The organism is Roseateles toxinivorans (assembly GCF_004362525.1).
GTDB lineage: Bacteria > Pseudomonadota > Gammaproteobacteria > Burkholderiales > Burkholderiaceae_C > Paucibacter > Paucibacter toxinivorans.
The window spans coordinates 136,494-159,889 of the sequence record NZ_SNXS01000007.1 but is presented as its reverse complement, the minus strand read 5'-3'; the positions used below and the strand labels follow the sequence as shown (position 1 = coordinate 159,889).

Below are 23,396 nucleotides of genomic sequence, written 5' to 3'. Positions count from 1 at the left end.
AGGGACAACACATGAAACTGCTCTTCGTCGCCGACCCGCTGGAGTCCTTCAAGACCTACAAGGACACGACCTTTTCGATGATGCGTGAGGCCGCTCGGCGCGGCCACCAGATCTGGGCCTGCGAGCCCAAGGATCTGGTCTGGCGCCAGGGCAGCCGGGTCGTGGCCCGGGCCGCACGCGCGATCACGCTGACCGGTGACGCGCACGACTGGTTCGCGGTGGCAACGACGGCCGAGCTGGCCTTGGCCGACACCGACGCGATCGTGATGCGCAAGGATCCGCCCTTCGACAGCGAGTTCTTCTACGCCACCCACCTGCTGGGCCAGGCCGAGCGCGAGGGCGCGCGGGTGTTCAACAAGCCGGCAGCGCTGCGCGACCACCCGGAGAAGCTGGCCATCCTGGAGTTCCCGCAGTACATCACGCCCACGCTGGTGACACGCAGCGAGGAGGCGATCCGCGCCTTCCATGCCGAGCACCGTGACATCATCCTGAAGCCGCTGGACGGCATGGGCGGCATGGGCATCTTCCGTGTCGGGCCCGATGGCCTGAACCTGGGCTCCATCACCGAGACCCTGAACAAGGGCGGCGCCGAGACGGTGATGGTTCAGCGCTACCTGCCCGAGATCGTCAAGGGCGACAAGCGCGTGCTGGTGATCGGGGGGCAGGTCGTGCCCTTCTGCCTGGCGCGGATTCCGCAGGGCTCGGAGGTGCGCGGCAACCTGGCCGTCGGTGGCAAGGGCGTGGCCCAGGCTATCAGCGCGCGCGATCGCGAGATCGCCGAGGCGCTGGGGCCCATCCTGGCCGCGCGCGGCCTGCTGCTGGTCGGCCTGGACGTGATCGGCGATTGCCTGACCGAGATCAACGTCACCAGCCCGACCTGTTTCCAGGAGATCCACGACCAGACCGGCTTCGATGTGCCAAAGATGTTCATCGACGCGCTGGAGGCGGCGCTGGCCGCACGTTGATCCCGTCAGCCGCGCAGGAAGTGCAGGCCGCGGAAGCGCTGGCGAAAGGCCGTGACCTGGGGCGCCAGCGCATCGGCCAGCGCGTCTGACTCCAGCGCGCCGGCAATCAGCGCCGCCAGCCGCGGCATGTCGTCTGGGCCCATGCCCAACCGCACGATCTCGGGCACGCCCAGGCGCAGGCCGTTGACATCGCCCTTGATGGCAGCCACCTTGGCATGGGGCAGGCCGATGCCGCAGCTCAACAGCCGTGCGCGCGCCAGCCGCTTGGCGGCCGCCTGGCCACCGCCCCAGTGGCCGGCCTCGATGGCGAACTGGTGCGAGGTGGTGGCGCCGCGCTCGCGGGCGAACACCGGCAGGCCCTTGGCGATCAGCTCGCAGGCCAGCGCCTGGGCCGTTGCCTGCATCGCCAGGCCATAGTCTTTGCCGTGCTCCTTCCAGTCCAGCAGGCCCAGGGCCAGGGCGGCCGTCTTGCCGGCATCGAAATTGGCGGTCAGGCCGGGATAGGCGATTGCGTCGAGGCGCTCGGCCAGGGCCGCGTCATTGCTGACGATCAGGCCGCCCGGCGGGCCGCCCAGGCTTTTGTAGGTGCTCATCGTCATCACATGGGCGCCCTCGTGCAGCGGGTTGGCCCAGGTGCCGCCGGCAATCATGCCGCTCAGATGGGCGGCGTCGAACATCAGCCTGGCGCCGACGCTGTCGGCAATCTCGCGCACCTGGGCCACCGGATGGGCGAACAGGTTCAGGCTGCCGCCCAGCGTGATCAGCTTCGGTTTCACTTCGCGCGCCAGGGCCGCCAGCGCCGCGACATCGACGCTGTAGCCATCGGCCTGCACCGGCGCCGGCACGGTGCGCAGGCCGTAGAGGCCTGCCGCACCGGCGGCATGGTGGGTGACATGGCCGCCGATCTCGCCCGGCGGGGCGATGAGGGTGTCACCCGGCTGGCAGGTGGCCATGAAGACATAGAGATTGGCCAGTGCGCCCGAGCCCACGCGCACCTCGGCATATTGGGCCTTGAACACCTGGGCCGCCAGTTCGGCGGCGATGACCTCGATGCGCTCGATCGCCTCCAGTCCGACCTCGTACTTGTCTCCCGGATAGCCCAGCGAGGCCCGCGCACCCAGGCCGGCGGCCATCAGCGCTTCGGCGCGCGGATTCATCACGTTCGTGGCCGGGTTCAGATTGATGCCCTCGACATCGTGGATGCGGTGGTTCTCGGTCACCAGGCGGGCGATCTCGCCATCGATGCCGGCGCTGTCCAGGGCCGCGGCAGCCGCGGCGATGGCCTGCACATGGGTCTCGACCGTGGCGGGCACCCAGGGGCGCGCTTGAAGCTGGGTCATGGTGCTGTTCTCCGTGGCTGAAGCAGGGCTTGATGCTGCGGCCTGCGCGCCGCGCGCTCAAGCAAGTTATTCTTGGCCTCAGGCCTAGCAAATCTAGGCCTGAAACTCAAGCTCGCCATGGCCGTCAACCCGCCCAGTCCCCGTCTTCCGCCGTATCTGGCGCTGCGTGCCTTCGAGGCGGCGGCACGTCACCAGAGCTTTGCCCGCGCTGCCGAGGAGTTGTGCGTCACGCCGGCGGCCGTGGCGGCCCAGGTCAAGGTGCTGGAACAGTGGCTGGGCGTCAGTCTGTTCGACCGCCACAGCCAGGGGCTGAGCCTGACGCCCCAGGCGCAACGTGCGCTGCCGGCCCTGGCTGCGGCCATCGACCAGCTGGGCCAGGCGGTGCAGACCCTGCGCAGCGAGACCGGCGGCCAGCAGCTGCATGTGGCCGCCTTGCCCGCCTTGGCTCAGCTGTGGCTGACGCCGCGGCTGCCGGCCTTGCAGCAGGCGCTGCCGCGGCTGCAGCTGTCGCTGAGCGCGCTGGAGGCGCCGCCGAACTTCAGCCGCGAGGCCTACGACCTGGCGCTGTTCTATGCACCGCGCTTGAGCAAGGGCTGCCAGCGCATCGTGCTGGCCCAGGACGCGCTGCTGCCGGTCTGCAGTCCGGCGCTGCTGCGCACGGGCCCGGCCCCGGAACTGGCGGAACAGACCCTGCTGCACGACAGCGTCTGGAACACCGATTGGGCGCGCTGGCTGAAGGCCTCGAACCGCAGCGATGTGCCGGCCCGCGCCGGGCCGCGCTTCTCGCTGTACAGCATGGCCCTGCAGGCGGCGCTGGACGGGCAGGGCGTGCTGATGGGCCGCGCCAGCCTGGTGGCTGCCGCGCGGGCCGAAGGCCGGCTGGTCGCCCCCTGGGGCGACCCGGTGCCGCTGCCCGAAACCATAGATCTGCTGGTGCCCACGGCCCGCGCCGGGCAAGACCTGACCCAGGCGCTGGTGCGCGCTCTGCAACACTTGAGCGACCCTGCGCGACAAGGGTGAAACAAGGCTGTGCGAAGATCAGCGAAGAACCTTCAGGAGACCTCCAATGATCACCACCCGCGCCGCCGTGGCCTGGAAAGCCGGCTCCCCCTTGACGATAGAAAACGTCCAGCTCGACGGCCCGCGCGACGGGGAAGTGCTGGTCGAGATCAAGGCCACCGGCATCTGCCACACCGACTACTACACCTTGTCGGGCGCCGACCCGGAAGGCATCTTCCCGGCCATCCTGGGCCATGAGGGGGCTGGCGTGGTGCTCGAAGTCGGTGCCGGCGTGCCCTGGCTGAAGCCGGGCGACCATGTGATTCCGCTGTACACGCCGGAATGCCGGCAGTGCAAGTTCTGCCTGTCGCGCAAGACCAATCTGTGCCAGGCGATACGCCCGACGCAAGGCAAGGGCCTGATGCCGGACGGCACCTCGCGCTTCAGCATCGACGGCAAACCTATCTTCCACTACATGGGCACGTCCACCTTCGCCAACCACGTCGTGGTGCCAGGTATTGCCTTGGCCAAGATCCGCCCCGACGCGCCGTTCGACAAGGTCTGCTACATCGGCTGTGGCGTCACCACCGGCGTGGGCGCGGTGCTGTTCACCGCCAAGGTCGAGGCGGGTGCCAATGTGGTCGTGTTCGGCCTGGGCGGCATCGGCCTGAACGTGATCCAGGGCGCGAAGATGGTCGGTGCCGACAAGATCATCGGTGTCGACATCAACCCCAAGCGCCAGGCCTTGGCGCGCCAGTTCGGCATGACGCACTTCATCAATCCCAAGGAAGTGGAGAACGTCGTTGACGCGATCGTGCAGCTGACCGATGGCGGCGCCGACTACAGCTTCGAGTGCATAGGCAACACCCAGGTGATGCGCCAGGCGCTGGAGTGCACGCACAAGGGCTGGGGCCGCAGCATCATCATCGGCGTGGCCGAGGCCGGCGCCGAGATCAGCACCCGGCCCTTCCAGCTGGTCACCGGCCGCAAATGGGAGGGCTCGGCCTTTGGCGGCGCGCGAGGCCGCACCGATGTGCCCAAGATCGTCGACTGGTATATGGACGGGAAGCTCAATATCGACGACCTGATCACCCACAAGCTGCCGCTGGAGCGCATCAACGAGGGCTTCGATCTGATGAAGAGCGGCGAGTCGATACGGTCCGTGGTGATGTTTTGAGCGCCTTGCCCTTCGAGGCCCCCGAGCTGCTGAGCGAGCACGCCTGCTTCGGCGGCGTGCAGCGCTTCTATCGCCATCACTCGCGCGAAATCGGTTTGCCGATGCGTTTCGGCCTGTTCCTGCCGCCGCAGGCACTGGAGCTGGGCGCCAGGCCGGTGCCGTTGCTGGTGTTCCTGGCCGGGCTGACCTGTACCGAGGAGACCTTCGCGATCAAGGCCGGGGCCCAGGCGCTGGCCGCCGAGCTGGGCCTGGCGCTGTTGACGCCCGACACCAGTCCGCGTGGCGCCAATGTGGCCGGCGAGGCCGAGAGCTGGGACTTCGGCGTCGGTGCCGGCTTCTATCTGGACGCATCCGCCGAGCCCTGGTCGCGCCACTGGCGCATGGAAAGCTATCTGCTGCGCGAGCTGCTGCCCCAGGTGCAGGGCGAGTTCGGGCTCGATGCCCGCCGCACCGGCATCTTCGGCCATTCGATGGGCGGCCATGGTGCACTGACCTTGGCGTTGCGCCATCCGGGCGTGTTTGCCTCGCTGTCGGCCTTTGCGCCGATTGCCGCGCCCATGCAGTGCCCCTGGGGCCAGAAAGCGTTCATGGGCTATCTGGGTGCGGACCGCTGCAGCTGGTCACGGCATGACGCCAGCGAGCTGATGCGCAACCAGAACCGCGCCCCCTATCCGGGCGGCATCCTGATCCACCAAGGCCTAGCCGACAAGTTCCTGGCCGAGCAACTGCATCCGGAGCGGTTTGAGTCGGCCTGCCTGGCGGCGGACCAGCCCTTGACCCTGAAGCGCGAGCCCGGCTATGACCACGGCTACTACTTCATCGCCAGCTTCATGGCCCAGCATCTGCGGCATCACGCCGCGCAACTGGCCGCCGCAGGAGCCTAGGGCCTAAGGCAGACGCTGCACCCGGGCCGTCTCGTTGCTGCCTTCCAGTTCAAGGACGAAGCTGCCCAGCACGCCGCGCCGGACCTTCACCCTGGGGTCCTTCAGGTAGAGCACGACCGAGCTGTTGTCCTTCACCTGCCAGACCTGGCCATTGGCCAGCCGGATCAGGCTGTTGGGCCCCCAGCCCTCTACCAGGCCCATGATCTGGCTCTCCACCACGTCCGCCTCGCCCGGGCGCTGTGCCGGCAGACCGAAGGTGTCGGTCCTGGGCGGGGCGGCGGCCGAAATGGCTGTCGGCCTGCCCTCGGCGTCACGGGCTGCCAGCGCGTCATAGCAAAGCACGCGCTGGTCCTTGTCGGGGATCGCCCGGCAACGTTGCAGTTCGGCGTTCTGGGCCAGGGCCGGGCCGGCAATCAGGGTGAGCAGCAGGAGCGGAGTGAATTTCATGTCGAGCAGGGCTGTGGGTCAGCGCTTCTTGGTGGTGGACTTGGTGGTTTTCTTCGCCGCAGCGCCCGGCTTGGCGGGCGGATCTTCCTTCTTGTAGTCGCCCAGCGAACTCTTCACCGGGCAGACCGAAAATACCGGGCACTTCTTGCAGCCCACGGCAAGGGCAATCGGGCAAAGCACCATGGCGGTCTCCTGTTTGTGGTCGGCTCCAGCATACAGGCCCCGGCGTCAGTAGTGTGGAGGCAACTCGTCCCTCAGGCTGCGGGTGCTCGTGCCATCGCTCGGTGCGCCCTGTTGGCCCAGCCGGGCGACCTCGCGCACCAGCAGGTCGATCTGCTGCTGCTGGCGCACGATCACCTGGTTCAGCTGGTCCAGCAGGTCCTCGGTGAAGCTGGCCTTGATCTCCAGCTCGGTCAGTCTCTTGTCGGTATCTAGTGATTTGTCCATGGCCCTATTGGACGCCAGCCGCGGGCCGGCTGTGGTTTTGATCACAACAAAGCCCGAGCGGGTGCGCGACAATTGACTGGATGAGCTGCTCGGTGGGCGTAGTCCAGGAGGTCCAGACGCATAGCATCGCCCGGTCCTGGGTGGCGCGGGCCGCGTTCGGCCTGGCGCTGTTGCTGCAGGCCCTGGCGGGTGAATCGCTGGCGCTGCCGGCGCGCTCCGCAGCCGCCGAGCTGGCGCCGCAGCGCTGGGCCGGGCTGACCGAGCTGAGTTTTCGCCATCTGCGTCAGGAGCAGGGCCTGCCCAACGAGATCGCCACCGCGGTGGCCGAGGACGGCGACGGTTTTTTGTGGGTGGGCACGCTCGGCGGCCTGGCACGCTGGGACGGCTACCGCTTCAAGGTCTACAAGGCCGACGGCCGCACGGCCGGTGCGCTGCCCGACAACGTCATCCAGACCCTGCATGGCGACGCCGCCGGCCGTCTGTGGATAGGCACCAGCGCCAGTGGCCTGGTGCGCTACGACGGTCAGGAGGACCGTTTCGTGCGCTATCCCGTCGGACCGCAGGGGCTCAGCCATGTCAGCGTGCGCGCGCTGATCGATGACGGCGCAGGCGGCCTTTGGGTGGGCACCGAGGGCGGGCTGGACCATCTGGACCCCGCCACCGGCCAGATCCGGCGCCTCAGCGCCCAGGCGGGCCCCGGCCTGCAGGGTGTGCGCGCCCTGCTGCTGGATCGCAGGGGCACGCTGTGGGTGGGCACCCAGCAGGGCCTGTATCGCCGCGCGGCCGGTGCCGGCGGCTTTGTGCCGGTGGGCATGGGCACCTCCGGCGCGGGCCAGCCCGATGCGGTCAGCCTGTTCGAGGACAGCCGCGGCAGCATCTGGGTCGGCAGCTCCCAGCATGGCGCGTTTATCGTTGAGGGCTCGGGCCTGCAGGCGCTGCCGGTACAGGAGTCGTCCTCGGCCGCCGGCGATGCGCTGCGGGTGCAGCCGGTGGTGACCATCGTCGAGACGCGCCAGGGCGAGGTCTGGCTGGGCACCCTGGGTCAGGGCATTGTTTCGGTCGATCTGGCCACCCGCCTGACCCGGCGTATCCGCCATCAGGCGACCCTGCCGGTCAGCCTGCCCGACAACGCGGTGCGCGATCTCTACCGCGACCGCTCCGGCCTGATGTGGGTCGCCAGCAACCGGGGCCTGAGCCGCCACGATCCCAGCCAGGCGGCGATTCTGACCATGTTCGGCACCCCGATCTGCGACGTGCCGCTGCAATGTGGCGATGCCCTTTCGCCGGCCAGCACCGAGGTCAGCTGGATACTGCCCATGCCCGACGGGCGCATCTGGCTGGCCACGCACACCCAGGGGGTGCTGATCGTCGACCCGTCCGGTGCCCGCGTGGCGGCCCTGAGCCCCGACGCCTCGCGGCCCGATCGGGCACTCCCGCCCGATATCGTGCTGGGGCTGGAACTCAGCCCCCAAGGCCAGGTGTTCATCGCCACCAAGCGGGGCCTTTACCGCGCCAATGCCGAAGGCACCACGGTCGAGCGGGTGCGTATCCCCGGCCGCGATCCCAGAGCCTCGACCTGGGCCTTGCTGGCCGATGGTGACACGCTGTGGATAGGCGGCGAGACCGATGGCCTGTGGCGCCTGGACCTGCGCACCGGCAAGGCGGCGGCGCCGTTGCGCGATGCGGCCCAGCAGCTCACCGACCAGCGTGTGATCGTGCTCGCACGCGGACCGGCCAACCAGCTCTGGATAGGCACCCGCAACGGGCTGAACCGCTATGACACGGCCAGCGGCGTGGTGACGCGCATCAGCCCCGACCCCGAGCGTCCCCAGGGCCTGTCGGCCGGTTTCGTCACGGCCCTGTTCACCGACGCCCAGTCTCGCCTCTGGGTGGGCACCTATGGCGGCGGCGTCAACATCCTGGAGCGCCTGGTCGAGGGCGAGGCGCCGCGCTTTCGCTCGCTGGCTGCCGCCCAGGGCCTGCCCGACGACAGCGTCAATGCCCTGCTGGCCGATGCCGCCGGCCAGATCTGGGTCAGTACCGACAACGGCCTGGCCACCGTCGATCCGCGCAGCCTGGCGGTGCGCTCGCTCAAGCGTGCCGAGGGCGTGGAGTTCCTGACCTACTGGACCGGCTCGGCCGCGCGCACGGCCGAGGGCGAACTGCTGTTCGGCGGCGCTGGCGGCATGACCATCGTGCGGCCGGAGCGCCTGGCGGCCTGGACCTACCGGCCACCGGTGCGGGTGACCGATCTGCGCATCGGCGGGCAGGACATGCCGCCGGGGCGCTTCCTGGCGGCCGCAGGTCCCTCCCGGCCGGTGCTGCCGGTGTCGGCCCAGGCGAACAGCCTGGTGGTCGAGTTCGCTGCGATGGACTACTCGGCGCCGGAGCGCAATCGCTATGCCTACCGGCTCGAAGGCTTCGAATCGACCTGGGTCGAGACCGATGCCAGCCGCCGCCTGGCCGCCTATACCAATCTGCCCCCCGGCAGCTACCGGTTGCTGCTGCGCGGCTCCAATCGCGACGGCACCTGGAGCGAGACACCGCTGGCCCTGCCGGTGCGCGTGCAGCCGGCCTGGCACCAGACCCTGTGGTTCCGCGCCGCGGCCCTGCTGACGTTGCTGCTGGCCATGTTCGTGATCGTGCAGGTGCGCACGCGCTGGCTGCGCGCCCGCCAACGCGAGCTTGAGCTCAAGGTCAGCGCGCGCACGGCCGAGCTGGAACGCGTGTCCGAGGAACTGCAGGAGAAATCGCGCGTGCTGGAGCTTGCCAGCATCAGCGATCCGCTGACCGGCCTGTACAACCGCCGCTTCCTGGCCGAGCACATCGAGCCCGCCATCGCCGCCAGCCTGCGCCGCGCCCGCGACAGCCGGCCCGGCCATCCGGTGGACACCGACACCCTGTTTTTCCTGATCGACATCGACCACTTCAAGCGCGTCAATGATTTGTACGGCCATGCCGCCGGCGATGCGGTGCTGGTGCACTTCTGCCGGCGCCTGCAGGCGGTGATGCGCGCCTCCGACTATCTGGTGCGCTGGGGCGGCGAGGAGTTCCTGGCCGTGGCCCGGGACACCGACCGTGCCCGCGCCGAGGAACTGGCCGAGCGCATCCGCGCCGTTGTGGCCGACTCGCCCTTTGTGCTCGATGACGGCCGCACGCTGAACATCAGCTGCTCGATCGGATTCGCCTGCCTGCCTTTCGTCGCACCCCATCCGCTGGCCCTGTGCTGGCAGGACGTGGTCAAGCTCGCCGATATGGCCTTGCTGGGCGCCAAGCGAGCCGGGCGCAATAGCTGGGTGGGCCTTTCTGCGGCCCCGCTGGCCCAGGCCGACCTCTTGCTGGCCCTGGCCCAGGTGGATCCGCATCCCGCCCTGCGCAGTGGTGATTTGCTGGTGGTGAGCAACCGGCCTGCGCCGGTGGTGATGCGGGCGCTGTCCGAGCTGGAGGGCCTGTCCAGCCATGCCGGACGAGGCGCCGCAGCGACCGAGGTGTCGGACAGTTTTTCTTAGCCTGACACGCCGGCGCCGCGCTTCGGGGACAATCCTCCCCCATGGCAGTCCTCTCAATCACCAATGCGCATCTTGCTTTCGGCCACGTGGCCCTGCTCGATGGCGCTTCGTTCTCGCTGGAAGTTGGCGAGCGTGTCGGCCTCATCGGCCGCAATGGCACGGGCAAGTCCTCGCTGCTGAAAATCCTCGCCGGCATCGAAAAGCTCGATGACGGCCTGCTGCAGCTGCAGCAGGGCCTGACCAGCGTCTATGTGCCGCAGGAGCCCGAGCTGCGCGCCGAGGCGACGATCTTCGACGTCGTCAGCGAGGGCGTGGCCGAGGCCAAGGCCTTGCGCGAACGCTATGAGATCCACGACGAGAACGACGACCTGGCCTGGGTGCAGGAGCGCATCGAGCAGATCGGCGCCTGGAACTGGGAGCAGCGCGTCGAGGAGACCCTGCATCGGCTGGACCTGGACGGCGAGCGCGTCATCGGCACCCTGTCCGGCGGCCTGAAGAAGCGCGTGGCGCTGGCCCGGGCCCTGGTGGCCCAGCCCGATGTGCTGCTGCTGGACGAGCCGACCAACCACCTGGACCTGGACGCGATCACCTGGCTGGAAGAGCTCTTGAACAGCTTCAAGGGCTCGCTGCTCCTGATTACCCACGATCGCGCGTTTCTGGACAACGTCGCAAACCGCATCATGGAGCTGGATCGCGGCCAGCTGCGCAGCTACCCCGGCAATTTCGCCGCCTTCACCGCGGCCAAGGAATACGAGCTGCAGAACGAGGCGCTCTTCAACGCCCGTTTCGACAAGTTGCTGGCGCAGGAGGAAATCTGGATACGCAAGGGCGTCGAGGCCCGCCGCACACGCAGTGTGGCGCGCATCCAGCGCCTGGACGCGATGCGCCAGGCCCATGCCGCGCGGCGTGACGTGCAGGGCAAGGTCAAGCTGGACATCGACACCGGCGGCGCCAGCGGCAAGATCGTCGCCACCCTGGAGAACGTTTTCAAGAGCTATGGCGGCCGCACCATCGTGCGCGACTTCACCGCCACCATCCTGCGCGGCGACAAGGTCGGCCTGGTGGGGCCCAACGGCGCCGGCAAGACCACGCTGCTGAAGATGATCCTCGGCGAGCTCAAGCCCGACAGCGGCAAGGTCAGCCAAGGCACGAAGATGAGCGTGGCCTATTTCGACCAGATGCGCGACACCTTGGACCTGGATGCGACGCTGGCCGACACCATCAGCCCCGGCAGCGAGTGGATCGAGATCGGCAGCCAGAAAAAGCATGTGAAGAGCTATCTGGGCGACTTCCTGTTCTCACCGGCGCGGGCCAATTCGCCGGTCAAGAGCCTGTCGGGTGGCGAGCGCAACCGCCTGCTGCTGGCCCGTCTGTTCGCCCGTCCCGCCAATGTGCTGGTGCTGGACGAGCCGACCAATGACCTGGACATCGAGACGCTGGAGCTGCTGGAAGAGCTGCTGGACGAGTACGACGGCACCGTCTTCCTGGTCAGCCACGACCGGCGCTTTCTCGACAATGTCGTGACCAGCACCATCGTCAGCGAGGGCGATGGCCGCTGGCAGGAATACGAGGGCGGCGTCGAGGACTGGCTGCGCCAGAGCAAGCGTGCGATGGCCATACGGGCCAAGGAGCAGGCGGCGGCGCCAGCGCCTGTTGCGGCGCCCGCACCCGCTCCCGCGGTGGCCGCGCCGGCAGCCAAGGTCCGCAAGCTCAGCTACAAGGAGCAGCGCGAGCTGGATGAGTTGCCGGCCCGCATCGCCAAGCTGGAGGCCGAGCAGGCCGAACTGAACGCACAGCTGTCCGGCACCGATCTCTACAGCCAGGGCGCCGCCCGACTGGCCGAGGTGCAGGTGCGCTTTGCCAAGAGCGAGGAAGAGTTGCTGGCTGCGATGGAACGCTGGGAAGAGCTGGGTGCACGCTGAAGACCATCTGCAAGACGCCGAACAGCGCTTTCTGGCGCTGCTCGACGACAGCCTGGCTCAGGGCGGTTTTGCCCAGCTGCTGCTGAGCAAGCACCGCGGCGCCTCGCCAGATCTGCAGCGCGTCACAGTGCGCGAGGTGCAGCTGAAGGGCCAGACGGTGCTGTCCTTTCTGTACAAGCACCAGACCAGGGACATCACCAAGAACTTCCGGCCTGACGAGGGCCTGGCCCAGTTGCGCGGGCTGCTGTGGAACGAATTCCAGAACGCCCATCTGCACACGGCCGATCAGGAGATACAGCTGGCCTACAGCCGCAAGGGCAAGGCCAGCCTGCGCGTCGGCAAGGTCAGTGGCGCCGTGGTCTCCGAGGTCGGGCATGACAAGCAGAAGCACCGCTTCCTGGAACTCAACCGGCCCTTTCTGCATGAGCTGGGCGTGACCAATGCCCAGGGCGAACTGATCCCGGCGATGTCACGCAAGTGGAAGCAGATCAATAAGTTCGTCGAGGTGTTCTCGCATGCGCTGGCCGCATCAGGGCTGGCGACCGAAGGCGCGATCCATGTGGCCGACTTCGGCTCCGGCAAAGGCTATCTGACCTTTGCGATGCACGACTATCTGCGCCATGTGCTGGGCCGAGAGGCCACCGTCACCGGTGTCGAGTTGCGCGAGGACATGGTGGCGCTATGCAGCGGCGTGATCAAGCGCCTGGGCCTGCAGGGCATGGACTACCACCAGGGCGATGTGCGCAGCTACACGCCGCCGCAGGAACCGCTGGGCCGCCCCGAGGTTCCTGGCGCCCCCTCGGGGGGCCGGACGCCGGATTCCGGCGGCCCTGGGGGCCTACATGGAATGAACGTGATGATCGCGCTGCACGCCTGCGACGTGGCCACGGATTACGCCATCCACCTGGGCCTGCGGGCCGGTGCCGACATCATCATGTGCTCGCCCTGCTGCCACAAGCAGCTGCGGCCGCAGATGCAGTCGCCCGGCGTTCTGAATGGCATGCTGCGCCACGGCATCCACCTGGGCCAGCAGGCCGAGATGGTGACCGACTCGCTTCGCGCGCTGCTGCTCGACGCCTGCGGCTACGACACCCAGGTGTTCGAGTTCGTGGCGCTGGAGCACACCAGCAAGAACAAGATGATTCTGGCGGTCAAGCGCTCAACACCTGGCCCCAATGACGAGGCGGTGGCGCAGATCCGCGACATCAAGGACTTCTATGCCGTGCGCGAGCAGTGTCTGGAGACGCTGCTGCGCGCCGACGGCATCCTGCCGGCGCTGGCCTAGTCAGCAGATCCGCGGCGCCTCGCGCGGCGTCTGCACCCGGTTGAGCATCACCGGGCCCAGCAGCAACCGGCCGTCGGTGGCGCGCAGCTCCATCACCATCTGGTCGGCGGCGGCGCCGGCCTTGAAGCTCAGGTTGGCCGCGACATGCTGGACCTGGCCGGTGGCGGTGTAGCTGCCGAAGAACAGGCTCTCGCCGCTTGGCAGCACGCCGAATTCACCGCTGTAGTCGAGCTTGGGGCAGCCGCGCTGCAACACCACCTTGCTGGTGTCGAAGCTGACCAGCATGTCGGCGTCTGGTGTGGCGCTGGCGTACTGGATGGGCTTGGTGCCTTGCCTGTCTTCGGCGGCCGCGGGCGCGCCGGGGCAAATCAGCAGGGCCTGGAAGGGCGCGGTGCAGACCGAGGTGGCCTTGGCGCCGGCCAGCCAGAGGTAGTCGGAGTCGGGGCCCGTGCCGGAGCCTCCGGTGCCGGGGCCGCAGGCGCCCAGCAACAGCAGCAGGGCGGACAGCAGTAGATGGTGCAGACGCGGTATCACGACTCAGTCCTTGTCACTTGAATAGAAGTAGGCGCCGAAGCGGGCCCTGTGGGTGCGTTGCTCGGGTTGGGCCTGGGCCGCGTCTTCATCGAAGCGTGTCTGGGCTTCCTGCATCACGCGCTTGAACGCATCCCGCCAGGCCTGGGCCGACACCTTGTGCAGATGCTGTGCCGAGTCCGCCGTCAGTTGGTCAACAAAAATGGCTTGCTCGAGGAAATTGGCGCCGCCCTGCAGGTTCGCGCCAGCCGCCGCGGCGTGATCGTGCAGGTTGTCGGAGACAAGCGAGGACATCTCTTCCATGCCTTGGCGGGGCGCCAGGCCCTTGGCCAGCAGGCACACACCGGACTCGGTCTCCCCCGCCACGCCCAGACGCAGCAGTTCATCCAGCACGGCGCGCGGTCGCACATCGCTGCTGACCCTGGCCACCAAGTGGTCGAAGCCATCTGCAGCGGTGCCGCGCTCCAGTGTTCTGGGCTTGCCCTCGGCATCCAGCAGCGCCGGTTCGCTGAGCCAGCGTGCCACCACCTGGCTGACCAAGCTCAGCGGCTCGCGTGCGGCTGTTTGATCTTCCTCGGGCGCCAGCCGCGTCAGATTGCGCACATCGCGTCGGTGCACGCCCGACAGCAGGCTCACCGCGCTGTCGGTGGTGGGGCGGCCCAGGCTGTTCAGTTCGTCGTGCGCGGCCTGCAGAAACACCGGCTTCAGCGCCTGGGCGAAGGCGGTATAGGTCACGCCGTTCTTCAGCAGCAGGCGTGCCAAGGGCCGCATGACCCTGAGCACGCAGGCGAGAACGATATGGGAGCTGGACTGACTCATCCGCGCGGACCTTAACTGATTTTTTGCAGGCTTCGGGCTAGTGCCTGACCAGCAATTCGCAAACGCGATTGACCTGATGAAATTCGGTGGGATATTATCCCACAACATAAACCAGTGGAGTGAGTCATGTCTGTCAATCGTCTTTTTCTGATCAGCGCGCTGGCATCCAGCCTGGCCGCCTGTGGTGGTGGCGGAGATGCCGACCTGCCCAGCAACCCTACGCTGACGCTCAGCGGCACGGCGGCCGTGGGCCTGGCCGTGGCGAACGCGCCGCTGAAGGTCAAGTGCCAGGGCGGTAGCGGTACGGCGACCACCGGCGCCGACGGCAGCTACACCGTCAAGCTGGCCAATGGCAGTCTGCCCTGCGCCGTCGAGGTGCAACTGCCGGCCGATGGCGGCAAGCTGCACTCGGTGGTGGCCGGCACCGGCGCCAGCGCCGTGGCCAATGTGACGCCGCTGACCGAGTTGCAGGCCGCGCGCGTGACCCGCAAGGACATGGCGGCCTTCTTCGACGGCTACGACGCCGCCGCGGCCAAGCTGCTGACGCCGGTGGCGCTGAAGAATGCGCAGGTTGAGGTCACGAGCCTGTTGACCGGCACGGTGGACACCACCAAGCTGAAAGACTTCGTCGCCGACCCGCTGAAGGCCGCCACGCCGGCCAACCCGACCGGCGGCGACGCCCATGACAAGCTGCTGGACCAGCTGCGCGCCAAGCTCAGCAAGGAGAAGTTCAAGGAGATGGTGACCCTGCTGGCCTCGGGCAAGCCGCTGCCCGACCCCGCGCCCGGCCCCTTTCAACCCGTTCTCGAGGTTCAGCCCACCACGCTTTCTTTAGGCATGGGCAGCACACGCTATCTGCTGGCGTCCATCAACTACCCCGACGGCATCTTCTACATCCGCCAGCCGGTCAGTTGGAGTGTGGTCGAGGCCGACGGCGGCAAGGTCGATGCGATCAGCGGCCTCTACACCGCGCCGATGAAGCCCGGCACCTACCATGTGCGCGCCACGCGGGACGACTATCCCGCCGTGGTCAAGCTGGTGACGGTGACCGTGACCCTGCATCAGTCGTTGGAACAGACCAGCCTGTCGGGCATCACGATGGCGCGCAATCTGGTCGTGGACAACGCCTCGTCCTGGGTCAATCTGTGGGCCGATCACACGCGTGGCCAGAGCAACCCCGCACCCGCCCCGGCAGTGGACTTCGACAAGGACATGGTCGTGGCCGTGTTCACCGGCACCCGTCCGCTGGGCTGCTATGCCGTGACCATCACCCGCACCGAGCTGCTGGCCAACAAGCTGCGCGTCGAGTACCAGGAGAACACGCCGCCCAGCGACGTGGTCTGCACAACGGTGATCGCCTCGCCGGCGCATATCGTCGCCGTGCCCAGGACCACCCTGCCGGTCGAGTTCGTGGCCAATCCCTGAGCCGTCAATCGACGAACAGCGCCGCCGGGCACTCCAGCATGCCGCGTATGACCTGGATGAACTCGGCGGCGTGCTGACCATCGACGACGCGGTGATCGAACGAGGAAGACAGATTCATCATCTGCCGTCCGACCACCGCACCATTGCGCATCACCGGCCGCTCGACGATGCGGTTGACGCCGACGATGGCCACCTCCGGATGGTTGATCACGGGCGTGGACATGATGCCGCCCAGGGCGCCGAGGCTGGTCAGAGTGATCGTCGAGCCGTTCAGCTCGTCGCGCGTGGCGCGGCCGCTGCGCGCGGCCTCGGCCAGGCGGGCGATTTCGGCGGCGCAGCTCCACAAATCATGGGTCTCGGCATGGCGCAGCACCGGCACCATCAGGCCGGCCGGGGTCTGCGCCGCCACGCCCAGGTGCACCGCGCCGTAACGGGTGACGACGCCTTGCTCATCGTCCAGCCGCGCATTGATCTGCGGGAAGTCGCGTAGCCCATTGACGATGGCGCGTACCAGCAGCGGCAGCACGGTCAGCTTGCCGCGCGTGGCCGCGTGCTGGGCATTGAGCCGGGCCCGCAGCAGCTCCAGCTCGGTGACGTCAATCTCCTCGACATAGGTGAAGTGCGGGATGCGGCGCTTGGACTCGGCCATCTTCTGCGCGATCTTGCGGCGCAGGCCCACGATCTTGATCGCCTCCTCGCCGTCACGGGCGGCCAGGGGCGCAGGCCGGGCAGCTATCGGCTGCATCGGAGACGAGCTGCCGTGGCGCGCGGCATGGGCCTCCAGGTCTTCATGCATCACCCGGCCGCCGGCGCCGCTGGGCCGCACCTGCTGGATGTCAATGCCCAACTCCCAGGCGCGCCGGCGCACCGAGGGGGAGGCGATGGCGCGTTCGATCGGCGAGCGACTGGCCGGGTGCGGTGCCACGGGTTTCGCCACAGCGGCTGTGGGCGCAGGGGCGGGGGCTGGTGCCACCGGCGCGGCAGCGGGTGGCGGTGCTACGGCAACCGTATCGCCGTCAACCTCGATCCGCACCAGCTCCGATCCCACCGCCATCAGCTGGCCGGCCTCGCCACCGAGAGCCAGCACCTTGCCATGCACCGGTGACGGAATCTCCACCGTGGCCTTGTCGGTCATCACGTCGGCGACGATCTGGTCCTCGGTGATCTGATCGCCGGGCTGCACGCGCCAGGCCACCAGCTCGACTTCGACAATGCCTTCGCCGATGTCCGGCATCTTGATGATGTGAGTTCCCATCAGGCTTCCATTGCACGTTTGAAGGCGGCCGCAACGCGGGCCGGCCCGGGAAAATAGTCCCATTCCTGGGCATGGGGGTAGGGCGTGTCCCAGCCGGTGATGCGCTCGATCGGTGCCTCCAGGTGGTAGAAGCAATGCTCCTGCACCAGCGCGCTCAGCTCGGCGCCGAAACCGCTGGTGCGGGTGGCCTCGTGCAGCACCACGCAGCGCCGGGTCTTCCTGACCGAGTTGATGATGGCCGGCAGGTCCAGCGGCCAGATGCTGCGCAGGTCGATGATCTCGGCGCTGATGCCGGTCTCATTGGCCGCCGCCTCGGCGACGAAGACCATCGTGCCGTAGGTCAACACCGTCAGGTCGGTGCCGGGTCTGAACACCGAGGCCGTTTCCAGCGGCAGCGAGTAATAGCCTTCGGGCACCTGGCCCAGCGGGTGATTCGTCCAGGGCACCGACGGCCTGTCGTGGTGGCCGTCGAAGGGGCCGTTGTAAAGCCGCTTCGGCTCCAGAAAGATCACGGGGTCGTCGCACTCGATCGCCGCGATCAGCAGGCCCTTGGCGTCATAGGGGTTGCTGGGCATCACCGTGCGCAGGCCGCAGACGTGCGTGAACAGCGCCTCCGGGCTCTGGCTGTGCGTCTGGCCGCCGTAGATGCCGCCGCCGCAGGGCATGCGCAGCGTGATGGGCGCGGTGAAGTCGCCGGCCGAGCGGTAGCGCAGCCGGGCCGCCTCGGAGACGATCTGGTCCGAGGCCGGGTAGAAGTAGTCGGCGAACTGGATCTCGGCCACCGGCCGCAGGCCGTAGGCGCCCATGCCCACCGCGATGCCGACGATGCCGCCCTCGGAGATCGGCGCGTCGAACACGCGGGACTTGCCGTACTTGGCCTGCAGGCCCTCTGTGCAGCGGAACACGCCGCCGAAGTAGCCGACGTCCTGGCCGAACACGACCACGTCGCCGCTGCGCGCCAGCATCACGTCCATCGCCGAGCGCAGTGCCTGGATCATCGTCATCGCGGTGGTCTTGTCATCGCTGGCGATGGGCACCACCTCGGTTTCGCTGCGCGCGTTCATGGCCGGCCTCCGAGCTTCTGCACCTGCTGCATCTGGTCGATCAGATGGGGCGGCATGTCCTTGTAGACGTCCTCGAACATTGAGGCGATGCTGGGCACATGGCCGTGGCCCAGTGTGCCGAAGCGCTCGGCCGCCTTCAGGGCGGCGCCGACCTCGGCCTCCAGTTCCTTCTGCGTGGCCTCGTGCTGGGTATCGGACCATTCGCCCTGCAGCGTCAGGTGTTGCCGCAGCCGCGTGATCGGGTCACCGAGGGGGAACTTTGACCAGTCGTCGGCCGGCCGGTACTTGCTCGGATCGTCGGAGGTCGAATGCGGCCCGGCGCGATAGGTCACCCACTCGATCAGGGTCGGTCCCAGATTGCTTCGCGCTCGCTCGGCCGCCCATTTCGACACGGCGTAGACGGCCAGGAAGTCATTGCCATCGACGCGCAGCGAGGCAATGCCGCAACCGACGCCGCGCGCGGCGAAGGTCGTCGCCTCGCCGCCGGCAATGGCCTGGAAGGTCGAGATCGCCCACTGGTTGTTGACCACGTTCAGTATCACCGGCGCGCGGTAGACGTGGGCAAAGGTCAGCGCGGTGTGGAAGTCGGCCTCGGCCGTGGCGCCGTCGCCGATCCAGCCCGAGGCGATGCGCGTGTCGCCCTTGATCGCCGAGGCCATCGCCCAGCCCACGGCCTGGATGAACTGCGTCGCCAGATTGCCGCTGATGCTGAAGAAGCCTGCCCGCTTGATCGAATACATCACCGGCAGCTGCCGGCCCTTCAGCGGGTCGCGCTCGTTGGACAGCAGTTGGCAGATCAGCTCCACCATGTCCACATCGTCGCGGGCCAGCAGCAGGCTTTGCTGGCGGTAGGTCGGGAAGCACATATCGCCTTGATCGATGGCCAAGGCATGGGCGCTGCCGATCGCCTCTTCGCCCAGGCTCTGCATATAGAACGACATCTTCTTCTGCCGCTGCGCGATCAGCATGCGGGCGTCGAAGATGCGCGTCTTCAGCATCGCGCGAAGGCCGCGGCGCATCAGCTCGGGCGAGAGCTGCGGGTCCCAGGGGCCCATCGCCTGGCCGTTCTCGTCGAGCACGCGCACCAGGCTGTAGGCCATGTCGGCGGTGTCGCGCGGGGCGGCGTCCAGCGGCGGCTTGCGCACCTCGCCGGCGGCGGACAGGTGAAGGTAGGAAAAGTCGGTGTGGCAGCCCGGTCGCCCGGTGGGCTCGGGGACGTGCAGGCGCAGTGCCTGACGCTGCGGTAGCGGCTCGCTCATGATCGCTGACTCCGGCGCCGGCTTGTGGCCGGCTCAGTGCTGAGAGGTGCTGCGTCGCCGGGCGGGTGGCCTGTTGGCGCAGTAGGCGGCGGGGCGGCGAGCGGGGTTGCCGCCGGCTGCACTGCTTGAGGTCAAGCGTAGCGGATTTTTGAGCGCTTTGGCTTCGGTCCGAACCCTCAGGCGCGGGTCTTCAATGCCGCCCTGGTCTGTTCCAGCCGTTGCCAGAAGCGTGGCTCCTGCGAGGTGGCGAAGTTGATGCGCATCAGCGTGCCGGCCTGTCGTGTCGGGCTGAACAGCACGCCCGGCGCGGTCAGCCAGCCTTCGTCGAGCAGCGCCTGCGCCAGGCGCTCGGTGTCCATGCCCACTTCAAGCCAGCCGAACAGACCGTTGGGCGGCGTGATGAAGCGGCAGCCGGCGTCCAGCGCCATGCGCACCGAGCGCTGGCGCGCCGCCTCCAGCCGCGCCAGCACCCGCTCGGCGTGGCGGCGCAGCTGGCCCTGCTCGAGGCACAGCGCGACGGCGCGCTCCAGCAGCGGGCTGGTGGTCAGGGTGCTGATCAGCTTCACGTCGGTGAGCTTTTGCACCTTGTCGGCGCTGGCGGCCAGGTAGCCGACGCGAAAACTCGGGGTCAGGATCTTCGAGAAGCCCGACACATAGATGGTGCGGCGCAGCCCATCCAGCGCCGATAGTCGCGGCGCGTGGTTGGGTGCCAGAAAGGCATAGGTATCGTCCTCGACGATCTGGAAATTGAACTGCTCGGCCAGCTTCAGTATCTGGTGCGCCGCGGCCAGCGATAGCGTGTTGCCGGTCGGGTTGTGCAGCACCGACACCGTGACATACATGCGCGGGCTGTGCTCGGCGGCCAGGCGCTGCATCGCTTCCAGATCAGGCCCCTGCTCGCCGCGCGGCACCGGCAGCAGGCGCATGCCGGCCTGCGTCAGGCGCGCGTACTCGATCGCCCAGCCGGGATCGTCCACCAGCACCGCGTCGCCGGGGTTCAGCAGGGTGCGTGTGATCAGGTCCAGCGCGTGAGTGGCGCCGACGGTGGTGATCAGCTGCGGCGCCGTGCAGGCAATGCCCAGATCGGCCAGTCGCTGGGTCAGCGCCGCGCGCAGCCGCGGCTCCCCGGCCGGCTCGCCGTAGTGCAGTGCCAGCTGATCGGGGCCGGTGCTCTGGGTGATGACGCGGCGCATCGCGCTTTGCAGCATCGGCAGATCCAGCCAGTCGGTGGGCAGGGTGCCCAGGCCCGGCGCGGTGCGGGCATCGGCCTGGAACATGCCGCGTATCAGCGCGGTGGCGTCTATCGGCGCCAGGCGGAAGGGCTCAGGCGCCGCAGCGGCGGTCTTGCGCACGGTGCCGGTTGCGGTGGCCCGCACCACCGGTTCGCGCACGAAGAAGCCGCGCTGCTTGCGCGCCTCGACAAGGCCAGTGGCCAGCAACTGGTCATAGGCGGCGACGACGGTGTAGGGGCTGACGCCATGGCGGCGCGCGCATTCACGCACCGATGGCAGCCTGGCACCGGGCAGCAGCAAGCGCTGCTGGATGCGCTCGGTCATGCGCTGCGCCAGCTGCTGGGCCAGCGGGGTGTCGGAACTGCGCGAGAGCGTGTGGGCGGCTGTGCTCATTGGGTAACCTCTGTGCTTCGCAATGCGGTGCGAGCCCCCTTCGGAACGGCCGGGCGGGTGCTCATGGGCTTGCATGTGCCGGTCGATCAACCAGCACAGTTCGTTGAAATGTCTGGCAAAGTGTACTGGTTCTGTATTGGTTGTCGAGCATAGACTGGGCTCATGACAGCCGACGAACTGCTTGCCCTGCTGACCCTGGCCACGGCCATGAGCTTCACGCCCGGCCCCAACACGACGATGGCGGCCAGCCTGGGTGCCAACCTCGGCTGGCGCGCCGCGATGCGCTTCGTGCTGGGCGTGCCGGTCGGCTGGACGCTGCTGATGCTGGCCTGCGGCCTGGGCCTGGGTGCGCTGGTGATGGCCCTGCCGGCGGTGCGCATCGCCACCCAGGCGCTGGGCCTGGCCTATATGTTGTGGCTGGCCTGGAAGCTGTGGGGCAGCGGCGCGCTGAACAAGGCCTCGAACACGGGGCTGGACATTGGCTTCACCCAGGGCGTGCTCTTGCAGTTCGTCAACATCAAGGCCTGGATGCTCGCGCTGGCCATGACCTCGGGCTGGATCACCGTGCCGGGCCTGACCGCCGACATGCTGACGCAGCGCCTGCTGATCGTCTGCGGCGTGATGATGGTGTTCGCGCTGACCAGCAATCTGCTCTATGCGCTGACCGGCTCGCTGCTGCGCGCCTGGCTGGGGCAGGGCGGTCGCCTCTTGGTTTTCAATCGCTGCATGGCCAGCCTGCTATGCCTCACTGCCTTGTGGATGCTGCGCCTGTGAACACGATACGACTGAGCACAAGTACATGGAGTCAACCCGCCACGCAAGGCCTGCTGCTGGGCCTGCTGGGCGTCTTCATCTTCGCGCTGAGCATTCCGATGACGCGGCTGGCCAGCGGCAGCAATGCCGCGCCCCAGCTCGATCCGGTGTTCGTCGCGCTGGGGCGGGCCGCGCTGGCCGGTGCGTTGGCGGCGCTCTACCTGAGGCTCAGCGGCGCGCCGCGGCCAACCCGTGCGCAGCTGCAGCCGCTGCTGCTGACCGCCGCCGGCGTGGTGTTCGGCTGGCCGCTGTTCCTGGGCCTGGCGGTGCGCTCGGTCGACGCCGTCCATGCGTCGGTGATCTCGGGCGTGCTGCCGCTGGCCACCGCAACCCTGGGTGCGCTGATGCTGCGCCAGCGTCCTAGTCTCGGCTTCTGGGCCTGTGCCATCGCTGGTCTGGCCCTGGTGCTGGGCTTTGCCTGGTGGCGCGGCTCGGCGGGCCTGCAGTTGGCCGATGGCCTGCTGCTGCTGGCGGTGTTCAGCGCGTCGTATGGCTACGTCAGCGGCGCAAGGCTGTCGCAGCAGATGACACCGGAGCAGGTGATCTCCTGGGTGCTGGTGCTGTCGCTGCCCATCACCGTGCCGGTGGCGCTGTGGACCTGGCCGGCCCAGCCGGTCGCGCCCTCGGCCTGGGGTGGCTTTCTGTATGTGTCGGTGTTCTCGATGTGGTTGGGTTTCTTCGCCTGGTACCGGGCACTGGCCCTGGGCGGCACCGTGCGGGTCAGCCAGGTGCAGGTGATTCAGCCCTTCCTGTCCATGCTGCTGGCCGTGCCGGTGCTGGGCGAGCATCTGGACGGGATGACGGTGCTGTTTGCGGCGGCGGTGCTGCTGGTGGTCTGGCTGGGCAAGAAGATGCCCGTTGATGCGAAAGTGAAATGATGAAGACCTTGGGCATTCTGGGTGGCATGAGCTGGGAGTCCAGCGCTCACCTGTACAAGCTGCTGAACCAGGGCGTGGCCGCACGGCTGGGTGGGCTGCACAGCGCCGACCTGCTGATGCGCAGCGTCGATTTCGCGACGATAGAGGTCTTGCAGCGCAGCGGCGACTGGGCCGCCGCCGCCGCCCTGCTGGGCGCGGCCGGCGCCGGGCTGAAGGCCGGTGGCGCGCAGGGTCTGCTGATCGCCACCAACACGATGCACAAGGTGGCCGACGAGGTCGAGCGCCTGAGCGGCCTGCCGCTGATCCATATCGTCGATGCCACGGCCGATGCCTTGAAGGCCGCCGGCATACGCCGCGCCGGCCTGCTGGCCACCGCCTACACGATGGAGCAGGATTTCTACCGCGGCCGCATGGCCCAGCGCCACGGCATCGAGCTGCTGGTGCCGCCAGCCGCGCAGCGCGCCGAGGTGCATCGCATCATTTTTGAAGAGCTGTGCCGTGGCCGCATCATCGATGCTTCGCTCGGCTACTACCGCGACGCGGTGCGCCAGCTGGCCGAGCAGGGCGCCGAGGGCGTGATCCTCGGCTGCACCGAGATCTGCCTGATGCTTGATCCGGCCAAAGAAATCAGCCCGGTGCCGCTGTTCGATGGCACCGCCTTGCACGCCCAATGCGCCATTGATTGGTTGCTCGGTGGTACAACATTCCCCCCGACAGGCGCTTGAGCGCCTGCCTCACGACAAAGCGAGAGC

General features: G+C 68.1%; 21 protein-coding genes. 11 read left to right on the top strand and 10 right to left on the bottom strand.

Annotated features, from left to right (window positions below; translation table 11 throughout):
• Positions 1-11: 11 nt before the first annotated feature.
• A complete protein-coding gene (gene gshB / locus DES47_RS22625; protein ID WP_133703034.1) occupies positions 12-965 on the top strand; it encodes a glutathione synthase in 954 nt (317 codons plus the stop codon).
• 5 nt (positions 966-970) lie between these two features.
• Here gshB and DES47_RS22620 read toward each other — a convergent pair whose 3' ends face one another.
• On the bottom strand, positions 971-2,305 hold the full coding sequence (locus DES47_RS22620; RefSeq protein WP_133703033.1) for a serine hydroxymethyltransferase: 1,335 nt from the start codon (positions 2,303-2,305) through the stop codon (positions 971-973).
• Positions 2,306-2,422: 117 nt separating this feature from the next.
• Here DES47_RS22620 and DES47_RS22615 point away from each other — a divergent pair, with 117 nt between their 5' ends.
• From DES47_RS22615 to fghA, 3 genes are read left to right on the top strand one after another with little or no spacing between them, the layout of a single operon-like run.
• Positions 2,423-3,325, top strand: coding sequence for a LysR substrate-binding domain-containing protein (locus tag DES47_RS22615; protein WP_133703032.1), 903 nt, complete (start codon positions 2,423-2,425; stop codon positions 3,323-3,325).
• 49 nt (positions 3,326-3,374) lie between these two features.
• Positions 3,375-4,481 (top strand): S-(hydroxymethyl)glutathione dehydrogenase/class III alcohol dehydrogenase, encoded by a 1,107-nt coding sequence (locus tag DES47_RS22610; protein ID WP_133703070.1) that lies wholly within the window; start codon positions 3,375-3,377, stop codon positions 4,479-4,481.
• Positions 4,482-4,486: 5 nt separating this feature from the next.
• Positions 4,487-5,365 (top strand): S-formylglutathione hydrolase, encoded by an 879-nt coding sequence (gene fghA / locus DES47_RS22605; protein WP_133703069.1) that lies wholly within the window; start codon positions 4,487-4,489, stop codon positions 5,363-5,365.
• 3 nt (positions 5,366-5,368) lie between these two features.
• Here fghA and DES47_RS22600 read toward each other — a convergent pair whose 3' ends face one another.
• Genes DES47_RS22600 through DES47_RS22595 form a run of 3 tightly spaced genes read right to left on the bottom strand, consistent with a single transcriptional unit; the run spans position 5,369 to position 6,259 of the window.
• Entirely contained in the window at positions 5,369-5,812 is a 444-nt protein-coding gene (locus tag DES47_RS22600) for a hypothetical protein (protein ID WP_133703031.1), read from the bottom strand.
• An 18-nt stretch (positions 5,813-5,830) separates the two neighbouring features.
• A complete protein-coding gene (locus tag DES47_RS28820) occupies positions 5,831-5,995 on the bottom strand; it encodes a hypothetical protein (protein ID WP_166652118.1) in 165 nt (54 codons plus the stop codon).
• Between the two features lie 45 nt (positions 5,996-6,040).
• Entirely contained in the window at positions 6,041-6,259 is a 219-nt protein-coding gene (locus DES47_RS22595; protein ID WP_133703030.1) for a SlyX family protein, read from the bottom strand.
• 80 nt (positions 6,260-6,339) lie between these two features.
• Between DES47_RS22595 and DES47_RS22590 the strand changes: the two genes are divergently transcribed.
• The 3 genes from DES47_RS22590 to DES47_RS22580 are packed head-to-tail and all read left to right on the top strand — an operon-like array spanning position 6,340 to position 12,975.
• Positions 6,340-9,768: a ligand-binding sensor domain-containing diguanylate cyclase gene (locus tag DES47_RS22590; RefSeq protein WP_133703029.1), complete on the top strand. Its 3,429-nt coding sequence runs from the start codon at positions 6,340-6,342 to the stop codon at positions 9,766-9,768.
• Positions 9,769-9,809: 41 nt separating this feature from the next.
• Positions 9,810-11,690 carry an ATP-binding cassette domain-containing protein gene (locus tag DES47_RS22585; RefSeq protein WP_133703028.1) on the top strand — a complete coding sequence of 627 codons (1,881 nt, stop codon included), beginning with the start codon at positions 9,810-9,812 and terminating at the stop codon, positions 11,688-11,690.
• A complete protein-coding gene (locus tag DES47_RS22580; RefSeq protein WP_133703027.1) occupies positions 11,680-12,975 on the top strand; it encodes a class I SAM-dependent methyltransferase in 1,296 nt (431 codons plus the stop codon). The genes DES47_RS22585 and DES47_RS22580 overlap by 11 nt, the downstream gene beginning before the upstream one ends.
• Here DES47_RS22580 and DES47_RS22575 read toward each other — a convergent pair whose 3' ends face one another.
• Together DES47_RS22575 and DES47_RS22570 are read right to left on the bottom strand one after the other, a co-directional pair.
• Positions 12,976-13,509 carry a hypothetical protein gene (locus DES47_RS22575; RefSeq protein ID WP_133703026.1) on the bottom strand — a complete coding sequence of 178 codons (534 nt, stop codon included), beginning with the start codon at positions 13,507-13,509 and terminating at the stop codon, positions 12,976-12,978.
• Positions 13,510-13,512: 3 nt separating this feature from the next.
• Entirely contained in the window at positions 13,513-14,325 is an 813-nt protein-coding gene (locus tag DES47_RS22570; RefSeq protein WP_133703025.1) for a DUF6502 family protein, read from the bottom strand.
• A gap of 126 nt (positions 14,326-14,451) precedes the next feature.
• On the opposite strand from DES47_RS22570, the gene DES47_RS22565 reads away from it, so the two are divergent.
• Entirely contained in the window at positions 14,452-15,750 is a 1,299-nt protein-coding gene (locus DES47_RS22565; RefSeq protein WP_133703024.1) for a protease complex subunit PrcB family protein, read from the top strand.
• Positions 15,751-15,754: 4 nt separating this feature from the next.
• On the opposite strand, the gene DES47_RS22560 is transcribed toward DES47_RS22565, so the two are convergent.
• The 4 genes from DES47_RS22560 to DES47_RS22545 all read right to left on the bottom strand — a co-directional run bounded on the left by DES47_RS22560 (position 15,755) and on the right by DES47_RS22545 (position 20,953).
• Entirely contained in the window at positions 15,755-17,005 is a 1,251-nt protein-coding gene (locus DES47_RS22560) for a dihydrolipoamide acetyltransferase family protein (RefSeq protein ID WP_133703023.1), read from the bottom strand.
• Complete coding sequence (locus DES47_RS22555) at positions 17,005-18,009, bottom strand: alpha-ketoacid dehydrogenase subunit beta (protein ID WP_208115092.1); 1,005 nt, start codon at positions 18,007-18,009, stop codon at positions 17,005-17,007. Before DES47_RS22555 ends, DES47_RS22560 begins: the two co-directional genes overlap by 1 nt.
• A gap of 56 nt (positions 18,010-18,065) precedes the next feature.
• On the bottom strand, positions 18,066-19,328 hold the full coding sequence (locus DES47_RS22550) for a 3-methyl-2-oxobutanoate dehydrogenase (2-methylpropanoyl-transferring) subunit alpha (protein ID WP_133703021.1): 1,263 nt from the start codon (positions 19,326-19,328) through the stop codon (positions 18,066-18,068).
• A gap of 176 nt (positions 19,329-19,504) precedes the next feature.
• Positions 19,505-20,953, bottom strand: a complete 1,449-nt coding sequence (locus DES47_RS22545) for an aminotransferase-like domain-containing protein (protein WP_133703020.1) — start codon at positions 20,951-20,953, stop codon at positions 19,505-19,507.
• A gap of 162 nt (positions 20,954-21,115) precedes the next feature.
• Between DES47_RS22545 and DES47_RS22540 the strand changes: the two genes are divergently transcribed.
• Genes DES47_RS22540 through DES47_RS22530 form a run of 3 tightly spaced genes read left to right on the top strand, consistent with a single transcriptional unit; the run spans position 21,116 to position 23,369 of the window.
• Positions 21,116-21,727: a LysE family translocator gene (locus DES47_RS22540; RefSeq protein ID WP_133703019.1), complete on the top strand. Its 612-nt coding sequence runs from the start codon at positions 21,116-21,118 to the stop codon at positions 21,725-21,727.
• Positions 21,724-22,644, top strand: a complete 921-nt coding sequence (locus DES47_RS22535) for a DMT family transporter (RefSeq protein WP_243748429.1) — start codon at positions 21,724-21,726, stop codon at positions 22,642-22,644. Before DES47_RS22540 ends, DES47_RS22535 begins: the two co-directional genes overlap by 4 nt.
• Entirely contained in the window at positions 22,641-23,369 is a 729-nt protein-coding gene (locus DES47_RS22530; protein ID WP_341800639.1) for an aspartate/glutamate racemase family protein, read from the top strand. Before DES47_RS22535 ends, DES47_RS22530 begins: the two co-directional genes overlap by 4 nt.
• The last annotated feature ends 27 nt before the right edge of the window (positions 23,370-23,396 follow it).